General features: G+C 68.0%; 17 protein-coding genes and 1 pseudogene. 14 read left to right on the forward strand and 4 right to left on the reverse strand.

Translation table 11 applies throughout. The features are described from left to right. Positions 1–7: 7 nt before the first annotated feature. Positions 8–964, reverse strand: a complete 957-nt coding sequence (locus AC5Y47_RS03895; RefSeq protein WP_499942118.1) for a serine hydrolase — start codon at positions 962–964, stop codon at positions 8–10. Between the two features lie 354 nt (positions 965–1,318). Between AC5Y47_RS03895 and rplS the strand changes: the two genes are divergently transcribed. The 4 genes from rplS (at position 1,319) to AC5Y47_RS03915 (ending at position 3,643) form a co-directional block, all read left to right on the forward strand. Further along, on the forward strand, positions 1,319–1,660 hold the full coding sequence (rplS, locus tag AC5Y47_RS03900) for a 50S ribosomal protein L19 (RefSeq protein WP_499942120.1): 342 nt from the start codon (positions 1,319–1,321) through the stop codon (positions 1,658–1,660). Between the two features lie 66 nt (positions 1,661–1,726). Continuing rightward, entirely contained in the window at positions 1,727–2,596 is an 870-nt protein-coding gene (gene lepB / locus AC5Y47_RS03905) for a signal peptidase I (protein WP_499942122.1), read from the forward strand. A gap of 2 nt (positions 2,597–2,598) precedes the next feature. Then, on the forward strand, positions 2,599–3,333 hold the full coding sequence (locus AC5Y47_RS03910; protein ID WP_499942124.1) for a ribonuclease HII: 735 nt from the start codon (positions 2,599–2,601) through the stop codon (positions 3,331–3,333). A 4-nt stretch (positions 3,334–3,337) separates the two neighbouring features. Then, positions 3,338–3,643 carry a DUF2469 domain-containing protein gene (locus AC5Y47_RS03915; RefSeq protein ID WP_012393608.1) on the forward strand — a complete coding sequence of 102 codons (306 nt, stop codon included), beginning with the start codon at positions 3,338–3,340 and terminating at the stop codon, positions 3,641–3,643. Here the strand turns inward: AC5Y47_RS03915 and AC5Y47_RS03920 are convergent, their stop codons facing one another. Both AC5Y47_RS03920 and AC5Y47_RS03925 read right to left on the reverse strand, forming a co-directional pair. Then, on the reverse strand, positions 3,644–4,393 hold the full coding sequence (locus tag AC5Y47_RS03920) for a GAF and ANTAR domain-containing protein (protein WP_499942368.1): 750 nt from the start codon (positions 4,391–4,393) through the stop codon (positions 3,644–3,646). 53 nt (positions 4,394–4,446) lie between these two features. Continuing rightward, a complete protein-coding gene (locus AC5Y47_RS03925) occupies positions 4,447–5,805 on the reverse strand; it encodes a WS/DGAT/MGAT family O-acyltransferase (protein ID WP_499942126.1) in 1,359 nt (452 codons plus the stop codon). Between the two features lie 126 nt (positions 5,806–5,931). On the opposite strand from AC5Y47_RS03925, the gene AC5Y47_RS03930 reads away from it, so the two are divergent. The 8 genes from AC5Y47_RS03930 (at position 5,932) to AC5Y47_RS03965 (ending at position 13,941) form a co-directional block, all read left to right on the forward strand. Continuing rightward, positions 5,932–6,906: an NAD-dependent epimerase/dehydratase family protein gene (locus tag AC5Y47_RS03930; RefSeq protein WP_499942127.1), complete on the forward strand. Its 975-nt coding sequence runs from the start codon at positions 5,932–5,934 to the stop codon at positions 6,904–6,906. Positions 6,907–6,949: 43 nt separating this feature from the next. Beyond that, on the forward strand, positions 6,950–7,771 hold the full coding sequence (fdhD, locus tag AC5Y47_RS03935; protein WP_499942129.1) for a formate dehydrogenase accessory sulfurtransferase FdhD: 822 nt from the start codon (positions 6,950–6,952) through the stop codon (positions 7,769–7,771). Between the two features lie 125 nt (positions 7,772–7,896). Then, entirely contained in the window at positions 7,897–8,265 is a 369-nt protein-coding gene (locus tag AC5Y47_RS03940; protein ID WP_499942131.1) for a YraN family protein, read from the forward strand. Beyond that, positions 8,265–9,776: a YifB family Mg chelatase-like AAA ATPase gene (locus AC5Y47_RS03945; RefSeq protein ID WP_499942133.1), complete on the forward strand. Its 1,512-nt coding sequence runs from the start codon at positions 8,265–8,267 to the stop codon at positions 9,774–9,776. The genes AC5Y47_RS03940 and AC5Y47_RS03945 overlap by 1 nt, the downstream gene beginning before the upstream one ends. Positions 9,777–9,778: 2 nt before the next feature. Beyond that, the gene (dprA, locus tag AC5Y47_RS03950) at positions 9,779–10,918 is read left to right on the forward strand and encodes a DNA-processing protein DprA (RefSeq protein ID WP_499942370.1); all 1,140 of its coding nucleotides are present in this window, start codon (positions 9,779–9,781) and stop codon (positions 10,916–10,918) included. A gap of 48 nt (positions 10,919–10,966) precedes the next feature. Beyond that, entirely contained in the window at positions 10,967–11,815 is an 849-nt protein-coding gene (locus tag AC5Y47_RS03955) for a siderophore-interacting protein (protein WP_499942135.1), read from the forward strand. Between the two features lie 36 nt (positions 11,816–11,851). Then, positions 11,852–13,012, forward strand: coding sequence for a lactate 2-monooxygenase (locus AC5Y47_RS03960; protein ID WP_499942137.1), 1,161 nt, complete (start codon positions 11,852–11,854; stop codon positions 13,010–13,012). A 32-nt stretch (positions 13,013–13,044) separates the two neighbouring features. Then, on the forward strand, positions 13,045–13,941 hold the full coding sequence (locus AC5Y47_RS03965; protein ID WP_499942138.1) for a tyrosine recombinase XerC: 897 nt from the start codon (positions 13,045–13,047) through the stop codon (positions 13,939–13,941). Positions 13,942–14,016: 75 nt separating this feature from the next. Here AC5Y47_RS03965 and AC5Y47_RS03970 read toward each other — a convergent pair. Further along, positions 14,017–14,511: pseudogene (locus AC5Y47_RS03970) on the reverse strand (M23 family metallopeptidase); the annotation flags it as partial. 296 nt (positions 14,512–14,807) lie between these two features. Between AC5Y47_RS03970 and rpsB the strand changes: the two are divergent. Both rpsB and tsf read left to right on the forward strand, forming a co-directional pair. After that, entirely contained in the window at positions 14,808–15,629 is an 822-nt protein-coding gene (gene rpsB, locus AC5Y47_RS03975) for a 30S ribosomal protein S2 (RefSeq protein WP_499942140.1), read from the forward strand. A 13-nt stretch (positions 15,630–15,642) separates the two neighbouring features. Next, a complete protein-coding gene (tsf, locus tag AC5Y47_RS03980; protein ID WP_499942141.1) occupies positions 15,643–16,458 on the forward strand; it encodes a translation elongation factor Ts in 816 nt (271 codons plus the stop codon). Positions 16,459–16,460 lie beyond the last annotated feature (2 nt).

Genomic DNA, 16,460 nt, shown 5'->3' on the forward strand with positions numbered 1-16,460 from the left:
ACAAAGGTTAGATGCGGCCGTTGGGGAAGATCGTCTTGACGGCCTGGGTGATCGTGTCGCGGGCGGTGGCGTCGTCGGAGGGCTGCAGCGACTCGATCACCATGATGTAGCGGCGGTCCGCCCCGATCACCCCGGTGGACAGGTGCATCCAATCGGCGCCGATGCAGCACATCCAACCTTGCTTGACCGCGACGGGCTCGGCGTACAAGCCGTCCGGTATCCCGAATCGCTGCGGGTAGCCGTCGATGCCGGTGGGGGTGGACCGGGCCAGATTGTTGAGGATGAGCCGGGAGCGGTCCGACGGCAGCCCGCCCGAACCGTCCAGCAGCCCCTCGTAGTAGTGGATCAGGTCGTTGGCCGAGCTGATGGTGTTCCACCACCGTCCGTCGCTGGGCGGAGTGGTCGAGGTCAGCCCGTAGCGGTTAGCGACCGTGGTGACGATGGCATCGCCGCCGTCCTGGCCCCAGAACCGCTCGGCCGCATCGTCATCGGACGACTGCAGCATCGCGTCCAGGGCGCGGTGGTCATCGGGGGACAGCACCGCACGGCCCTCGGACTCCCGCAGCAGCAACTCGTCGGCGATGAACAGTTTCGCCACTGACGCGGTGGCGATGATCTGGTCGTTGCCGTTGGAGACCGACTGATGCGTGACTCGGTCGAGGATGGCCACCGAAAGGGTCGCACCGCTGACCGCGGCCTGAGCGGTGGCCTGCTGCACGCGCGCCTGCACCCCGGCCAGTCCGCTGGGTCCGACGAGGTTCGGCAACGCCAGCGGCGCCCCGGTCGGTGTGATGGCCCGCAGCAGCAACTCCACCAACTGCGGTTGCGGTTGCGGGTGCTGCTCGGACACCGACGGCGCGGCGGAGTTGAACGCATTGGCGTGCACGGTCGCCTCGCACCCGGCCACCACCACCAACGCCGCTGCCGCCGCGGCGGTCAGCATGGTCAGCGGACGGGCTCGCATGGCGCTCCTCCTGGCGTCCCGTGGGCGTCTGTGTGGCCGGGCTGCCGCGTCGTGAAGCCGAGGTTTGCGATCTCGTCCAGGTATTGATTCGGCGCGGTTAGAACCCCAGTCATATGTACCATTTGCAGGCGCTTCGGCGCGGGCGCGAACCACTACAGTTTCCTGTGATTTTCACTGCATGCGCACCATCTGGCACAATTGGGCGGTTGTCTCCGGTGGCCGTCGGAAGGCGCGTGCCTACCGCCTGCCGCGAGACGCGACTAAGAAGCCCGAAAACCATCGGCTTGGTGACCGCCGCACGTCCGCGTGCGGATGGTCTAACCCAGGCCGCGACCCCGAGGAAGTGTCTCTCCCATGAACAGGCTGGACTTCGTCGACCAGGCGTCGCTGCGCGACGACATCCCCGCCTTCCACCCCGGCGACACCATCAACGTGCACGTCAAGGTCATCGAGGGCGCCAAGGAACGTATCCAGGTGTTCAAGGGCGTGGTGATCCGCCGCTCCGGTGGCGGCATCCGCGAGACGTTCACGGTGCGCAAGGAGAGCTACGGCGTCGGCGTCGAACGCACCTTCCCGGTGCATTCGCCCAACATCGACCACATCGAGGTGGTGACCCGCGGCGACGTCCGTCGGGCCAAGTTGTACTACCTGCGTGAGCTGCGCGGCAAGAAGGCCAAGATCAAGGAGAAGCGCTGACCGCGCACGCCCCGGTTGGGTCCCGGCGTCCGCAGCCGCCCGCACGGTGCTGGCTACGCTGATCTCGTGACTGACACTGAGGGATCTCCTTCGGAGGACTCGCATTCCGAGCGCCGGCCTGACGCTGCGCCGCCGGAGTCGCAGCCGCGCGTCACCAGCGAAGCCGAAACGCCGGACGACGACGAGGTCGTCGCCTCCGATTCCGAGGAAGGCGAAGCCAAGCCGAAGCGCTCGACGCTGCGGGAACTCGCCACACTGGCCGTCATCGCGCTCACCCTCTACTACGTCATGCTGACGTTCGTCGCGCGTCCGTACCTGATCCCGTCGGAGTCGATGGAACCGACCCTGCACGGCTGCTCGACGTGCGTCGGCGACCGCATCATGGTCGACAAACTCAGCTACCGCTTCGGCGAGCCGAAACCCGGCGACGTGATCGTCTTCAAGGGTCCGCCGTCGTGGAACATCGGTTACAAGTCGATCCGCTCGCACAACACCCTGGTGCGCTGGGTGCAGAATGCGCTCTCCTTCATCGGCTTCGTGCCGCCCGACGAGAACGACTTGGTCAAGCGGGTGATCGCGGTCGGCGGACAGACCGTTCAGTGCCACGAAGACACCGGCCTGACCGTCAACGGCAAGCCGCTCAAGGAGCCGTATCTGGACGCCAACACGATGATGATCTCGCCGTACCAGCAGGCTTACCGGTGCCTGGGCAGCGAATTCGGGCCGGTCACGGTGCCGCCGGGACGGCTCTGGGTGATGGGTGACAACCGGACCCACTCGGCGGACTCGCGGGCGCACTGCCCGATGCAGTGCACGGGCGACCCGACGGCGGGAACGGTGCCGGTCGACAATGTCATCGGCAAGGCCAGGTTCATCGTGTGGCCGCCGCAGCGGTGGGGTGGCGTGGGTTCGGTGAACCCTCAGCAAGGTCAGTAGCCATGGCCACGACTTGGCCGCCACGGACGGTGATCCGCAAATCGTCAGGATTGCGCACCCTGGAATCCGCGCTGCACCGCAGCGGTCTGGGTCCGGTTGCCGGGGTGGATGAGGTGGGGCGTGGCGCCTGCGCCGGCCCGCTCGTCGTGGCGGCCTGCGTGCTGGGTCCGAACCGCCTGGAAAGCCTTGCCGCTCTTGACGATTCGAAGAAGCTGACAGAGAAGGCGCGGGAGAAGCTGTTCCCGTTGATCCGTCGGTATGCCCTCGCCTATCACGTGGTGTTCATTCCCTCGACCGAGGTCGACCGCCGCGGGGTGCACGTGGCCAACATCGAGGGCATGCGGCGCGCGGTGGCGGGGTTGTCGGTGCGGCCGGGTTATGTGCTGAGCGACGGTTTTCGGGTGCCCGGGTTGGCGGTGCCGTCGCTGCCGGTGGTCGGCGGCGACGCGGCGGCGGCCTGCATCGCCGCTGCCAGTGTGCTGGCCAAGGTCAGCCGGGATCGGTTGATGGTCGCGATGGACGCCGATCATCCCGGCTACGGCTTCGCCGAGCACAAGGGCTACAGCACTCCCGCGCACAGTCGCGCGTTGAGCCGCCTCGGGCCGTGTCCCGAGCACCGCCGTTCGTTCATCAACGTGCGGCGGGTCGCGACCGTGCTCGGCTCCGGCGGTCCGGGCGAGGGCGCCGTTTACGAGTGCGCAAAGATGGGGCAAGAGTTGCGGGAAAAGGACGTCTGAACAGATGAGTGCAGAAGATCTCGAAAAGTACGAAACCGAGATGGAGCTCTCGCTTTACCGCGAATACAAGGACATCGTCGGTCAGTTCAGCTACGTCGTGGAAACCGAGCGGCGCTTCTATCTGGCCAACAGTGTCGAGATGGTGCCGCGCAACGCCGACGGCGAGGTGTACTTCGAGCTACGCCTGGCCGACGCGTGGGTCTGGGACATGTACCGGCCGGCCCGGTTCGTCAAACAGGTGCGGGTGGTGACGTTCAAAGACGTCAACATCGAAGAGGTCGAAAAGCCCGAACTGCGGCTGCCGGAGTAGTCAGTCCTGCCCCGGCGGCAGCTGACCGCGGGCATCGATGACCCTGCGCGCGACGTCGGCGAGCTTGATGTTCAGTCCCTGCGAGTGCCGTCGCAACAGGTCGAAGGCCTGATCCTCGTTCATCTCGTGCAGCATCATCAGCATGCCGACCGCCTTGCCGATCTCCCGGTTGCTCAGCAGGCCCCGGCGCAGGCTCGAGGCGTCTTCGCCTTGCGCGACCGCGTTGATGGCCACGCTGGCGAACGAGGCCAGCACCGCGGCCCGTCCCGCCGATTCCGAGTCGAACAGGTTGGGTGTTTCGCTGAACAAGTTGAGCGCAGCCACCTTGCGCTTGTCGATCAGCAGCCGAAATCCCATCGCACCGCGCACCGGCGTCTCGGCGACCAGCCGGGCCGCGAGTGCCGGCCACAGGGTCGGCGTGGCCAGATCGGGTTCGATCTGCGGCGTCTCCTCCTCGATCGCGTCGATACAGGGGCCGTCGCCGGCACGTCGTTCCAGGTCGTCAATGTGGTGGGCGAGACGACTGCTCGCCCCGACCGTCACGTACTGGTCGTCGCGCTTCATCAGCATGCTGGCGTGATCGCATCCCGGCACGATCAAGGTGGCCGCCACGCAGATGGCCGCATACATCTGCTTCGCATCCGAACCCTGGTAGATGATCTCGGCCAGGGCGGCGAACACGGTGGCGGGATCAGCCGTCAACGCGCCGGGTGCCGAGCTGTCGGCCCTCGATTCGTCTGCCACGTCCATACCGTCCTTCGAAGCGCTGGGACGGCCGTAGGCTATCGGAGTCGTCATGCGGGTCACACACCTACGGCACGTTCGAGATCTTTCAGTGACGTCTCCAGGTGACTCAGCATGCGTTGCAGATGCGGCACGCTGCCCCTGGCGCCCACCAGACCGAAATCAAGATTCTCGCCGTTGTTGGTCACGGTGATGTTCATGGCCTGGCCGTCCAGGGTGATCGACAACGGGTAGTTGCCGACCAGCTGCGCACCGCGCCAGTACAACGAATCCTTCGATCCCGGCACGTTGGATATCACAATATTGAACGGCGGTGGGGCGGTGCGGATGAATCCCGGAATCAGTCCGAGGAAGAGCCCTCCGGTCAGAAACGCCGACAGAGCGAGCTGTTGGACCTGGGGAAGCTCCATGAACAGCTGCTTCTGCTCGCGCATCGAGGAACTGATCCCTTCGAAGCGTTTGCCCGCGTCCTCGAGGTCGGTGTTCAGGTTGCATAACACGGTGCCCACGGCGTTCCCGCTGCCTTCGGCGTCGGATTCCTTGCGCAGGCTCACCGGGACCATCGCGATCAGCGGCGCATCGGGAAGCGCGTCCTGTTCGAGCAGATAGCTCCGCAGCGCACCCGCGGACATCGCCAACACCACGTCGTTGAAGGTGGCGTTGGCGGCGTCCTTGACCGCGAAGAGTCGCTCCAGCGACCACGACTGGGCCGCAATGCGCCGAGCACCGCCGATCCTGACGTTGAACATGGTCTTGGGCGCCCGGAACGGAAACGTCAGTTGTTGTTCGAGCAACGCCGCGCGCGCCAGGGACAGCGTCGACGGCGCCAAAGCCGCGGTCGAGCCGATCGCGCCGGTCAGCTTCTGCAGCGGCGAGGATCCGCCGTCGCTGTCCGGCTTGTGGCGCGGTTTGAGCTCCCAGGGCACCCGGACTTCGTCGTCGCCCGGGTCGTCGGTGAACGCGCGCTGCATCATCCGCAGCGCGGACACGCCGTCCATCAGCGAATGGTGGAACTTCGTGTAGACCGCGTAGCGCCCGTCGTTGAGGCCCTCGACCAGATGCGCCTCCCATAAGGGGCGGTGGCGGTCGAGCAGACTGCCGTGCAAGCGCGAGCACAGTTCCAGCAACTCGCGGACCCGGCCGGGCCGAGGGAGGGCGGAGCGGCGGAAGTGGTAATCGAGTTCGACGTCCTGGTCGATCGCCCAAGCGAGATTGGTGAGCGGGCCGGCGAAAGCCGGATGCTTGCGGAAAGTGGGCTGGATGTCGGTGCAGGCCAGCATCGACTCGTACGCCTCGGTCACAAAGTCGTCGTCGGCTCCCTCCGGCGGCTTGAAGAGCTGCAGAGCACCGACGTGCATCGGGTGTTCGCGTGACTCGCCAACCAGGAACATCGAATCGGTCGGTGCGATCAGCTTCATGGCTCCTCTTTCGCTGCCAGATGACATGAACCCGCTATGAATAGCCAGGTGTTGCGAATTGCACACATTCGGTGACTTATCGCCCCCGGGCGTTTGACCGGCGCAGAAGAGGGAAGGCCATTGCAGGTGGGCTTAACCGTCGCCGTCACCGGGCCGACCGGGGAAATCGGCATCTCGGCCGTCACCGCGCTGGAGCGCGAACCCGCCGTGGACAAGATTCTCGGGATGGCGCGGCGGCCGTTCGATCCGCGCGTTCACAGCTGGGCGAAGACGACGTACCGGCAAGGGGACATCCTGGATCGCGACGCGGTCGAGGCGTTGGTCGCCGACGCCGACGTGGTCGTCCATCTGGCCTTCGTCATCATGGGTTCGCGTGAGGAGAGCGAACGGGTCAACCTGCGCGGCACCCGCAACGTATTCGAAGCCACGGTCGACGCGAAGCGTCCCCGGCGCCTGGTGTACACCTCGTCGGTCGCAGCCTACGGGTATCACTCCGACAACCCGGTGCCGTTGACCGAGGATGTCCCGGCGCGCGGTTCTGCCGAGCACTATTACTCAGACCAGAAGGCCGCGTGCGAGGCGGCCCTGGCCGAGATCACCGACGGCTCGTCCTTGGAGGTGTTCGTGCTGCGGCCGTGCATCGTCGTCGGTCCCGAAGCGCCCGCGCTGGCAGGGCCGTTGACGAAGTTGCCGGCTCCGGTGCGTGCGGTGTCCAGGATGGTGCCGTTGCTCAAGCCGGTGGTCCCCGACCCCGGGTTTCCGCTGCAGTTGGTGCATCACGACGACGTCGCGTCGGCGATCGCGCTGGCGGCTACGTCACCGGCCCCGCCGGGTGCATACAACATCGCCGGAAACGGGGTCGTCACGGTCAGTCAGGTCGCCAAGGCCCTCGGGGCCCGCCCGATCCGGGTTCCGGCCGCTGCGGCATCGGTGGCGTCGACGACGATTTCGCGTTTGCCGTTCGTCCCCTCTCTGCTGGAGTGGCTGCACGTCGCGCGGACATCGGTGGTGATGGATACCAGCCGGGCCAGACGGCAGCTCGGTTGGCGCCCGACGCACACCTCGGTGGAGGCGTTGGAGTCGCTGGCCGCCGCGGTCTGACGTGGCCAAGGTACGTTGAGCCGGTGACAGCCGAAAAGACGCAGTGGGGCACGTAACCGCGCGTCGGCGCGTCAGACATCTGGTCGCCGATCAAGTGAGCACCCGCCAGGAGATCCTAGCTGTCGAAGAGCCGCTGGAAATCCGCCTCGACGGGACGCCGGTCACCGTGACTATGCGCACGCCTGGTTCGGATGTCGAACTGGCACAAGGCTTTCTGCTGACCGAAGGGATCATCGCCGAGCGGGCGGACGTGCGGACCATCCGATACTGCGCCGGGCGCGACACCGACGGCGTGAACGACTACAACGTGCTCGACGTGACGCTGGCATCCGGCGTCGAGCTTCCGGACCTGGATGTGACCCGCAACTTCTACACCACGTCCTCGTGCGGGGTCTGTGGCAAAGCGTCGCTGGAGGCGGTGCGCGCGATCAGTCGCTACGCGCCCGGGGACGATCCCGCCACCGTCAGCACCGCCACCTTGACCCGGATGCCGCACCAATTGCGGGACGCCCAAACGGTTTTCGCGTCCACCGGCGGGCTGCACGCCGCCGCGTTGTTCGGGGTCGACGGGACGATGCTGGTCGCGCGGGAGGACATCGGCCGACACAACGCCGTGGACAAGGTGATCGGTTGGGCGCTAGAGCACGACCGGATCCCGCTGTCGGCGTCGGTGCTGCTGGTCAGCGGGCGGGCGTCGTTCGAGTTGACGCAGAAGGCGCTGATGGCCGGGATCCCGGTGCTGGCTGCCGTTTCGGCGCCGTCGTCGCTGGCGGTTTCGCTGGCCGAGGAGTCCGGGGTCACGCTGGTGGCGTTCCTGCGGGAGGATTCGATGAACGTCTACACCCGGGCGGAGCGGGTCGTCTAGAAGCCATGGTCCGGCGGGATTCGGGCTGTGGATGAATGCTCAACTGGGGATAACAGGGTCGTTGCGCCGGCCGCGACGCGTCCGTCACCGCCAATGTGTCGGGGCGAGCGGGCACATTCAGCGTCATGACGACGATGACTCGAACCCAGCTCGGCGCGCTGGGTGAGCAACTGGCGGTAGACCATCTGATCGGCCTGGGCTTGCGGATCCTGGACCGCAACTGGCGTTGCCGATATGGCGAGCTTGACGTGATCGCGTGCGACGTGGCCGCCCGCACAGTGGTGTTCGTCGAGGTCAAGACGCGCACCGGCGACGGCTACGGCGGAGTGGCGCAGGCGGTGACTGGGCAGAAGGTGCGCCGGCTGCGCCGGTTGGCCGGGTTGTGGCTGGCCGGCCAGCACGAAAGATGGGCCGCGATCCGCATCGACGTCGTCGGTGTGCGTATCGGCCGTTGCCGCGTCCCGGAGCTGACTCACCTCAAGGGGGTGGGGTGATGGCGCTGGGACACGCGTTCTCGGTCGGGGTGCAGGGGTTGGACGGGCACATCGTGGAGATCGAGGCCGACATCAGCTCGGGACTGCCGGGAGTGCACCTGGTGGGTCTGCCCGACGCGGCGTTGCAGGAGTCGCGCGATCGGGTGCGCGCCGCGGTCACCAATTGCGGCAACGAGTGGCCGATGGCCCGCCTGATCCTGGCGTTGTCCCCGGCGACGTTGCCCAAGATGGGGTCCGTCTACGACATCGCGTTGGCGTCTGCGGTGTTGTCGGCCCAGCGCAAGAAGCGGTGGCATCGGCTGGAAAAGACAGTGCTGCTGGGGGAGTTGTCTTTGGACGGCCGGGTGCGACCGGTCCGCGGAGTGCTGCCCGCTGTGCTGGCCGCCAAGCGGGACGGCTGGCCGACCGTAGTCGTTCCGAGCGCCAACCTCGCCGAGGCCAACCTGGTCGACGGCATCGACGTCCGCGGTGTGCGCACGCTCAGGCACCTGCAGAGCTGGCTGGACGGGTCCGGGAGGCTGGACGAGCCGGTGCCCGCAGCACCCGTCGTCGACGAGCCGACGGCAGATCTGGCCGACGTCGTCGGTCAGTCGCAGGCGCGTTTCGCCGTCGAAGTGGCGGCCGCCGGTGCCCACCACCTGATGATGACCGGCCCGCCCGGAGTGGGCAAAACGATGCTGGCGCAACGCCTTCCGGGACTGCTGCCGCCGCTGACCCATGACGAGGCACTCGAGGTCACCGCCGTCCACTCCGTGGCGGGCCTGCTGTCCGGGGACATGCCCCTGATCACCCGGCCACCATTTGTCGCGCCGCATCACACCTCCAGCGTGGCGGCCCTCGTCGGCGGGGGTAGTGGGCTGGCGCGTCCGGGCGCGGTCAGCCGGGCGCACCGCGGGGTGTTGTTTCTCGACGAATGCGCCGAAATCGGCGCCAGGACGTTGGACGCGTTGCGAACGCCGTTGGAAGACGGCGAGATCCGGCTTGCCCGTCGCGACGGCGTGGCGTGCTACCCCGCCCGGTTCCAACTGGTGATGGCGGCCAATCTGTGTCCCTGCGCTCCGGCCGATCCGCAGGACTGCATCTGCCCCGGCCTGGTCAAACGACGCTACCTGAGCAAACTGTCCGGCCCGCTGCTCGACCGGGTGGACCTGCGGGTGCAGATGCACGTGGTACGTGCCGGGGCGTTCTCGGAGGCCGACGGAGAGTCGACAGCACAGGTCCGGCGCCGCGTAGCGCAGGCCCGGGAGGCCGCGGCCCACCGCTGGAAGCCGCACGGCTACAGCACCAACGCCGAAGTCAGCGGCGCGCTGCTGCGCCGGGAATTCAGGCTTGGGGGTGCCGCGATGGCGCCACTGCACAAAGCGCTGCGGCAGGGGATGCTCAGCATCCGCGGCGTGGACCGCACGCTGCGGGTCGCGTGGACGCTTGGCGACCTCGCCGGGCAGACGTCACCAGGGTTAGCGGAAGTGGCTGCGGCACTGAGCTTTCGGCAGTTCGGAGCCGCGCGATGAGCATGGATGCACAGGCGCGGGCCTGGGCCTACCTGTCGCGGGTGGCCGAACCGCCGTGCGCTGAACTCGCCGCGCTGGTGCGATGCGTGGGCCCGCAGGAGGCAGCCGAGCGTATTCGGCGGGGCCTGGTCGACGGCGCACTGGCCCGCCAGACCGAAGCCAGACGTGAAATCGACCGAGCCGCAGACGATTTGGATCTCCTCGGGCGCCGTGGCGGCCGGTTGATCACCCCGGACGACGACGAGTGGCCGGTGCTGTCGTTCGCCGCATTCGACAGCGCCTCCCTCAGATCTCGGGGCGGGCCGCCGCTGGTCTTGTGGGCGCTGGGACCCGCGGTGCTGGACGAGGTGTCCCAACGTTGCGCGGCCATCGTCGGCACCCGCGCCGCCACCAGCTACGGCGAACACATGGCGGCCGACCTGGCGGCGGGTCTGGTCGAACGGGACGTCGCGGTCGTCTCCGGTGGCGCGTTCGGCATTGACGGCGCGGCGCACCGGGCGGCGCTGGCGGCCGAGGGTGTCACCGTGGCCGTGCTGGCCGGCGGAATCGACGTGCCCTATCCGGCGGGACACTCCGGGTTGCTGCACCGCATCGGTCGGCACGGCCTGCTGGTCACCGAATACCCGCCGGGTGTCCGGCCGGCCCGGCACCGGTTTCTCACCCGCAACCGGCTCGTCGCCGCCGTCGCCGGCGCGACGGTCGTGGTGGAAGCCGGTCTTCGAAGCGGTGCCGCCAACACCGCGGCCTGGGCACGTGCGCTGGGCCGGGTGGTGGCCGCGGTGCCCGGCCCGGTCACGTCGTCGGCATCCGCAGGATGTCATGCGTTGCTGCGCAACGGCGCCGAGTTGGTCACCCGCGCCGACGACGTCGTCGAACTGGTTGGTCGCATCGGTGAGTTGGCGCTCGACGAGCCGCGACCTGAGACCCCGCTGGACGGGCTGAGCGAGACCGAACGCCGGGTCCACGACGCGCTACCCGGCCGTGGTTGCGCAACGGTAGACCAGATTGCCGTCGCGGCCGGTCTGGTCCCCGAACAGGTGCTGGGGCCGTTGGCGTTGCTTGAGGTGGCCGGACTGGTCGAGCCCGACGACGGACAGTGGCGCCTCGTGCGTCGGGCGCGCAGCAAAACGCGACTCGTATAGTCGAATGAGGGTCGGGTTCGGTGCCCTCAGGTCAGAACAGGAGCAACAGTGGCAGGTCGGCCTTTGCAGGCATTCGAAGTAGTCAGCACCGAGGACCTCACCCCGCACATGGTCAGGTTGGTGCTGGGTAGCAGTAATTTCGAGACCTTCGTGCCCAGCAAGTTCACCGACTCTTACGTCAAGTTGGTCTTCGTCGCCGACAACATCGACGTGGACGAGTTGCCGCAGCCTCTGACGCAGGACAGTTTCTCCGACCTGCCCCCCGAGCAGCGGCCCCCGGTGCGCACCATCACCGTCCGCCGTGTCGACGAACAGGCCCAGCAGATCACCGTCGACATCGCGGTACACGGCGAACACGGCGTCGCCGGGCAATGGGCCGCGACCGCCGAACCCGGTCAGCGGATCTATCTGATGGGGCCCGGTGGCGCCTACACGCCCGACCCGACCGCCGACTGGCACCTGCTGGCCGGCGACGAATCCGCGCTGCCGGCCATCGCGGCGGCGCTGGAAGCCCTGCCCGAAACGGCGGTGGGCAAGGCGTTCATCGAGGTCGCCTTCCCCGACGACGAGATCGAGCTGACCCACCCCGAAGGTGTCGACGTGTCCTGGATCGTGCGCGGCGGCCGCGCCGACCTGGTTCCCGAAGACCGCGCCGGCGACCACGCGCCGCTGATCGAGGCGGTGACCACGACGCCCTGGTTGCCCGGTCAGGTGCACGTCTTCATCCACGGCGAAGCGCAGGCCGTCATGCACAACCTGCGCCCCTACATCCGCAAGGAACGCGGTGTCGAAGCCCAGTGGGCGTCGATATCCGGTTACTGGCGGCGCGGTCGCACCGAAGAGTCGTTCCGGCAGTGGAAGAAGGAACTCGCCGAGGCGGAGGCCGCGGATCAGTAGTCCTGCCGCCACCTTGCCACTGGCATCCTCTACGTCATGGCATTCGGTGACTATCAGCTCGAGATCTATTTCCAGGGCCTGGCCGGCGTAGCGCCCGCGCTGCCCATGGCCTACGCGGAGTTGGAAGCGCGGGCCGAGATGGCCATGCCGCCCTCGGTGTGGTCCTACGTCGTCGGGGGCGCCGGCGACGAGCGCACCCAGCGGGCCAACCGCGAAGCCTTCGATCGTTGGGGCCTGATGCCGCGCATGTTCGTCGGCGCCACCGAGCGCGACCTGTCGGTGGAGATGTTCGGCCTGAAGTTGCCGTCGCCGCTGTTCATGGCTCCGATCGGCGTCATCGGACTGTGCGCGCAGGACGGCCACGGCGACATCGGGACAGCCCGCGCCGCGGCCCGCACCGGGGTTCCGATGGTCGTGTCCACGTTGACCGCAGACCCGATGGAGGACGTCGCCGCCCAGTTCGGCGACACCCCCGGCTTCTTCCAGCTCTACACGCCCAAGGACCGGGAACTGGCCGCCAGCCTGGTACAGCGCGCCGAGGCCGCCGGCTTCAAAGCCATCATCGTCACCCTGGACACCTGGATCCCCGGCTGGCGCCCACGCGACCTGAGCACCGCGAACTTCCCGCAATTACGCGGGCACTGCCTGAGCAACTACACCAGCGATCCGGTGTTCCGTGCCAGCCTGCCGCGTCCACCCGAAGAAGACCCGCAAGGTACCGTGCTGCGCTGGGCCTCCCTGTTCGGCAACCCTCTGACCTGGGACGACCTACCCTGGCTGCGTTCGCTGTCCGACCTGCCGCTGATCATCAAGGGCATCTGCCATCCCGACGACGCGCGCCGCGCCAAGGACGGCGGAGTCGACGGCATCTACTGCTCGACCCACGGCGGACGGCAAGCCAACGGCGGGCTGCCGGCGCTGGACTGTCTGCCCGGCGTCGTCGAAGCGGCCGACGGGCTGCCGGTGCTGTTCGACTCCGGTATCCGCAGCGGCGCGGACATCGTCAAGGCACTCGCTCTGGGCGCGACCGCGGTCGGTGTCGGGCGCCCCTACGCCTACGGCCTGGCGTTGGGAGGTGTCGACGGCGTCGTGCACGTGCTGCGGTCGCTGCTGGCCGAAGCCGATCTGATCATGGCGGTCGACGGCTATCCCTCGTTGCAAGATCTCACCCCGGACACGCTGCGGCGCGTCGGCTGAAACACCGCGCGGGGCTCTGCGAGCGTGAGGGAGTGCAGGCGATCCTCGAGGAGTTCGACGAATACCTGGAGCTGCAGTGCGGTCGGTCGGCGCACACCCGCCGGGCCTATCTGGGCGACATCCGGTCGTTGCTGGACTTTCTGACGCAGCGGGGCTCGTCACTGCAATCGCTGCGCCTGCCGGTGCTGCGGTCGTGGCTGGCCACCGCGGCGGGTGCCGGTGCGGCCCGCACCACGCTGGCCCGGCGCACCTCGTCGGTCAAGGCCTTCACCGCCTGGGCGCTGCGGCGGGGTCTCATCGCGGACGATCCGGCGGTGCGGCTGCAGGTCCCCAAAGCTCATCGCACCCTGCCCGCGGTGTTGCGTCAGGACCAGGCGCTGGCGGCCATGACAGCCGCTAAATCCGGTGCGCAGCAAGGTGATCCGCTCGCGTTGCGGGACCGGCTGATCGTCGAGCTGCTGTACGCCACCGGAATCCGGGTCAGCGAGCTGTGCGGGCTGGACGTCGACGACGTCGACACCACGCACCGCCTCGTGCGGGTTCTGGGCAAGGGCAACAAGCAACGCAGCGCGCCGTTCGGGCAACCGGCCGCCGAGGCGCTGCGGGCCTGGTTGACCGAAGGGCGACCGGCGCTGGCCACCGCCGAGTCCGGGCCGGCGCTGCTGCTCGGTGCTCGCGGCCGGCGTCTCGACGTGCGGCAGGCGCGCACGGTGGTGCACCAGACCGTCGCCGCGGTGGACGGCGCGCCCGACATGGGTCCGCACGGGCTGCGGCACAGCGCGGCCACCCATCTGCTGGAAGGCGGGGCCGACCTGCGCGTGGTGCAGGAACTGCTCGGCCACTCCAGCCTGGCCACCACCCAGCTCTACACCCACGTCGCGGTGTCCCGGTTGCGTGCGGTGCACGACCAGGCCCACCCCCGCGCCTAACGGTTCCTCGGCGCGAGCAGACGCAAAAGCCCCTATTTCGTGCCGAAATAGGGGGCTTTTGCGTCTGCTCGCCGGGGGTGCCAGCGGCTTGAGCCGGATCGGCGTCGACGCCAGCAGACCCAGCGGGTCGACGTAGTCGGCCCGCGACGCCGGGCCCCACATCGCGCCCCAGTGCAGGCATGCCGCGTCGGGACAACCTGCGTGCCCGGCCATCAACTCACCGATCACCGCGCCCGACGCCACCGACTGACCCGCCCGCACCGCGGCACGGACCGGCTCGTAGCTGGTGTGCAAACCGCCCGGATGAGCCAACGACACGGCCGGCCGACCCGCCAACACACCGGCGAACACCACCGTCGCATCGCCCGCGGCATACACCGGCTGTCCCGGTACGCCGCCGAGGTCCACCCCGCGGTGGCCGGACAACCAGTTCGGTGACGGCGCGTCGAAACCCCGCAGGACCGTCGGCGTCGGACGCAACGGCCACTGAAGCCGCCCGCTGTCGGCGTCTGCAGCCGGCGCATTGACCAGCACCCAGCCCAGGATCAGCGCCACCACCAGCCATCGCACCTGCTCAGTGCATCCGGAACCGGATTTGCGGGCCAGTCGCCGGGACGGGCCTGTGGACGACGGGCGCAGCTGGGAAAAAGCAGGTGCCGAGTCGGTGTAAACTTCTCGACGCAGCTCGTGACAAGCGGGCTGACTTCGCGCGTCTGCACAGCGACCCAGTGGTTCTGGGATCCGCGACAGCATGCCGAGCGGTCCCGCAGCCGAGTTCTCTTGGAAGCGGGTGCGGCATCGCAGCAGGCGCCAGGGCTTGGCGTCACCCGATGCCGGGCAACAACCGACACAAGTAAGGCATCAGCATGGCCGTCGTAACCATGAAGCAGCTGCTCGACAGCGGCACCCACTTCGGGCATCAGACCCGGCGCTGGAACCCCAAGATGAAGCGGTTCATCTTCACCGACCGCAATGGCATCTACATCATCGACCTGCAGCAAACGCTGACCTTCATCGACAAGGCGTACGAGTTCGTCAAGGAAACCGTCGCCCACGGCGGGACGGTGCTGTTCGTCGGCACCAAGAAGCAGGCGCAGGAGTCGGTCGCGGCCGAAGCAACTCGCGTCGGCATGCCGTATGTGAACCAGCGCTGGCTGGGCGGCATGCTCACCAACTTCTCCACCGTGCACAAGCGGCTGCAGCGCCTCAAGGAACTCGAGGCGATGGAGCAGACCGGTGGCTTCGAGGGCCGCACCAAGAAGGAAATCCTGGGTCTGACCCGCGAGAAGAACAAATTGGAGCGGTCGCTGGGCGGTATCCGGGACATGGCCAAGGTGCCGTCGGCCATCTGGGTCGTCGACACCAACAAGGAGCACATCGCCGTCGGCGAGGCCCGCAAGCTGGGTATCCCGGTCATCGCGATCCTGGACACCAACTGCGATCCCGACGAGGTCGACTACCCGATCCCGGGCAACGACGACGCGATCCGTTCGGCCGCCCTGCTGACCAAGGTGATCGCCTCGGCCGTGGCCGAGGGACTGCAAGCCCGCGCCGGCGTGGGACGCGGCGACGGCAAGCCGGAAGCCGAGGCCGCCGAGCCCCTGCCCGAATGGGAGCAGGAACTCCTGGCCGGTGCCGCGGCCACCGCTGACACCGGTGCCACCGAATCAACCACAGATGCATCCTAGGAAAGGCTGAGCATTGGCGAACTACACCGCTGCCGACGTCAAGCGACTTCGGGAGCTGACCGGTGCCGGCATGCTCGACTGCAAGAACGCCCTGGTCGAGACGGACGGCGACTTCGACAAGGCCGTGGAGGCGCTGCGCATCAAGGGCGCCAAGGACGTCGGTAAGCGTGCCGAGCGCGCGACGGCCGAGGGCCTGGTCGCCGCCAAGGACGGCGCGCTCATCGAGCTGAACTCCGAAACCGACTTCGTCGCGAAGAACGACGAGTTCCAGCAGTTGGCCAACAAGATCGTCGAGGCGGCGGTGTCGGCGAAGGCGACCGACGTCGACGCGCTCAAAGCGGCCGACGCCGGCGGCCAGACGGTCGAGGAGGCGATCGCGGCGCTGTCGGCCAAGATCGGCGAAAAGCTGGAGCTGCGCCGGGTCGCCAACTTCGACGGCACCGTCGAGACCTACCTGCACAAGCGCGCCGCGGACCTACCGCCCGCGGTGGGGGTGCTGGTCGAGTACACCGGTGACGGCGCCGAGGCGGCACACGCGGTGGCGCTGCAGATCGCGGCGCTCAAGGCGCGTTACCTGTCCCGCGACGACGTCCCGGAAGACGTGGTGGCCAGCGAGCGACGTATCGCCGAGGAGACCGCGAAGACCGAAGGCAAGCCCGAGCAGGCGCTGCCCAAGATCGTCGAGGGCCGGCTGAACGGCTTCTTCAAGGACGCCGTGCTGCTCGAGCAGCCGTCGGTGTCCGACAACAAGAAGACCGTCAAGGCGCTGCTCGACGAGGCCGGCGTCACCGTGACCCGGTTCGTGCGCTTCGAGGTGGGTCAGGCCTAGCG

Source organism: Mycobacterium sp. NGS22 (genome assembly GCF_059813095.1).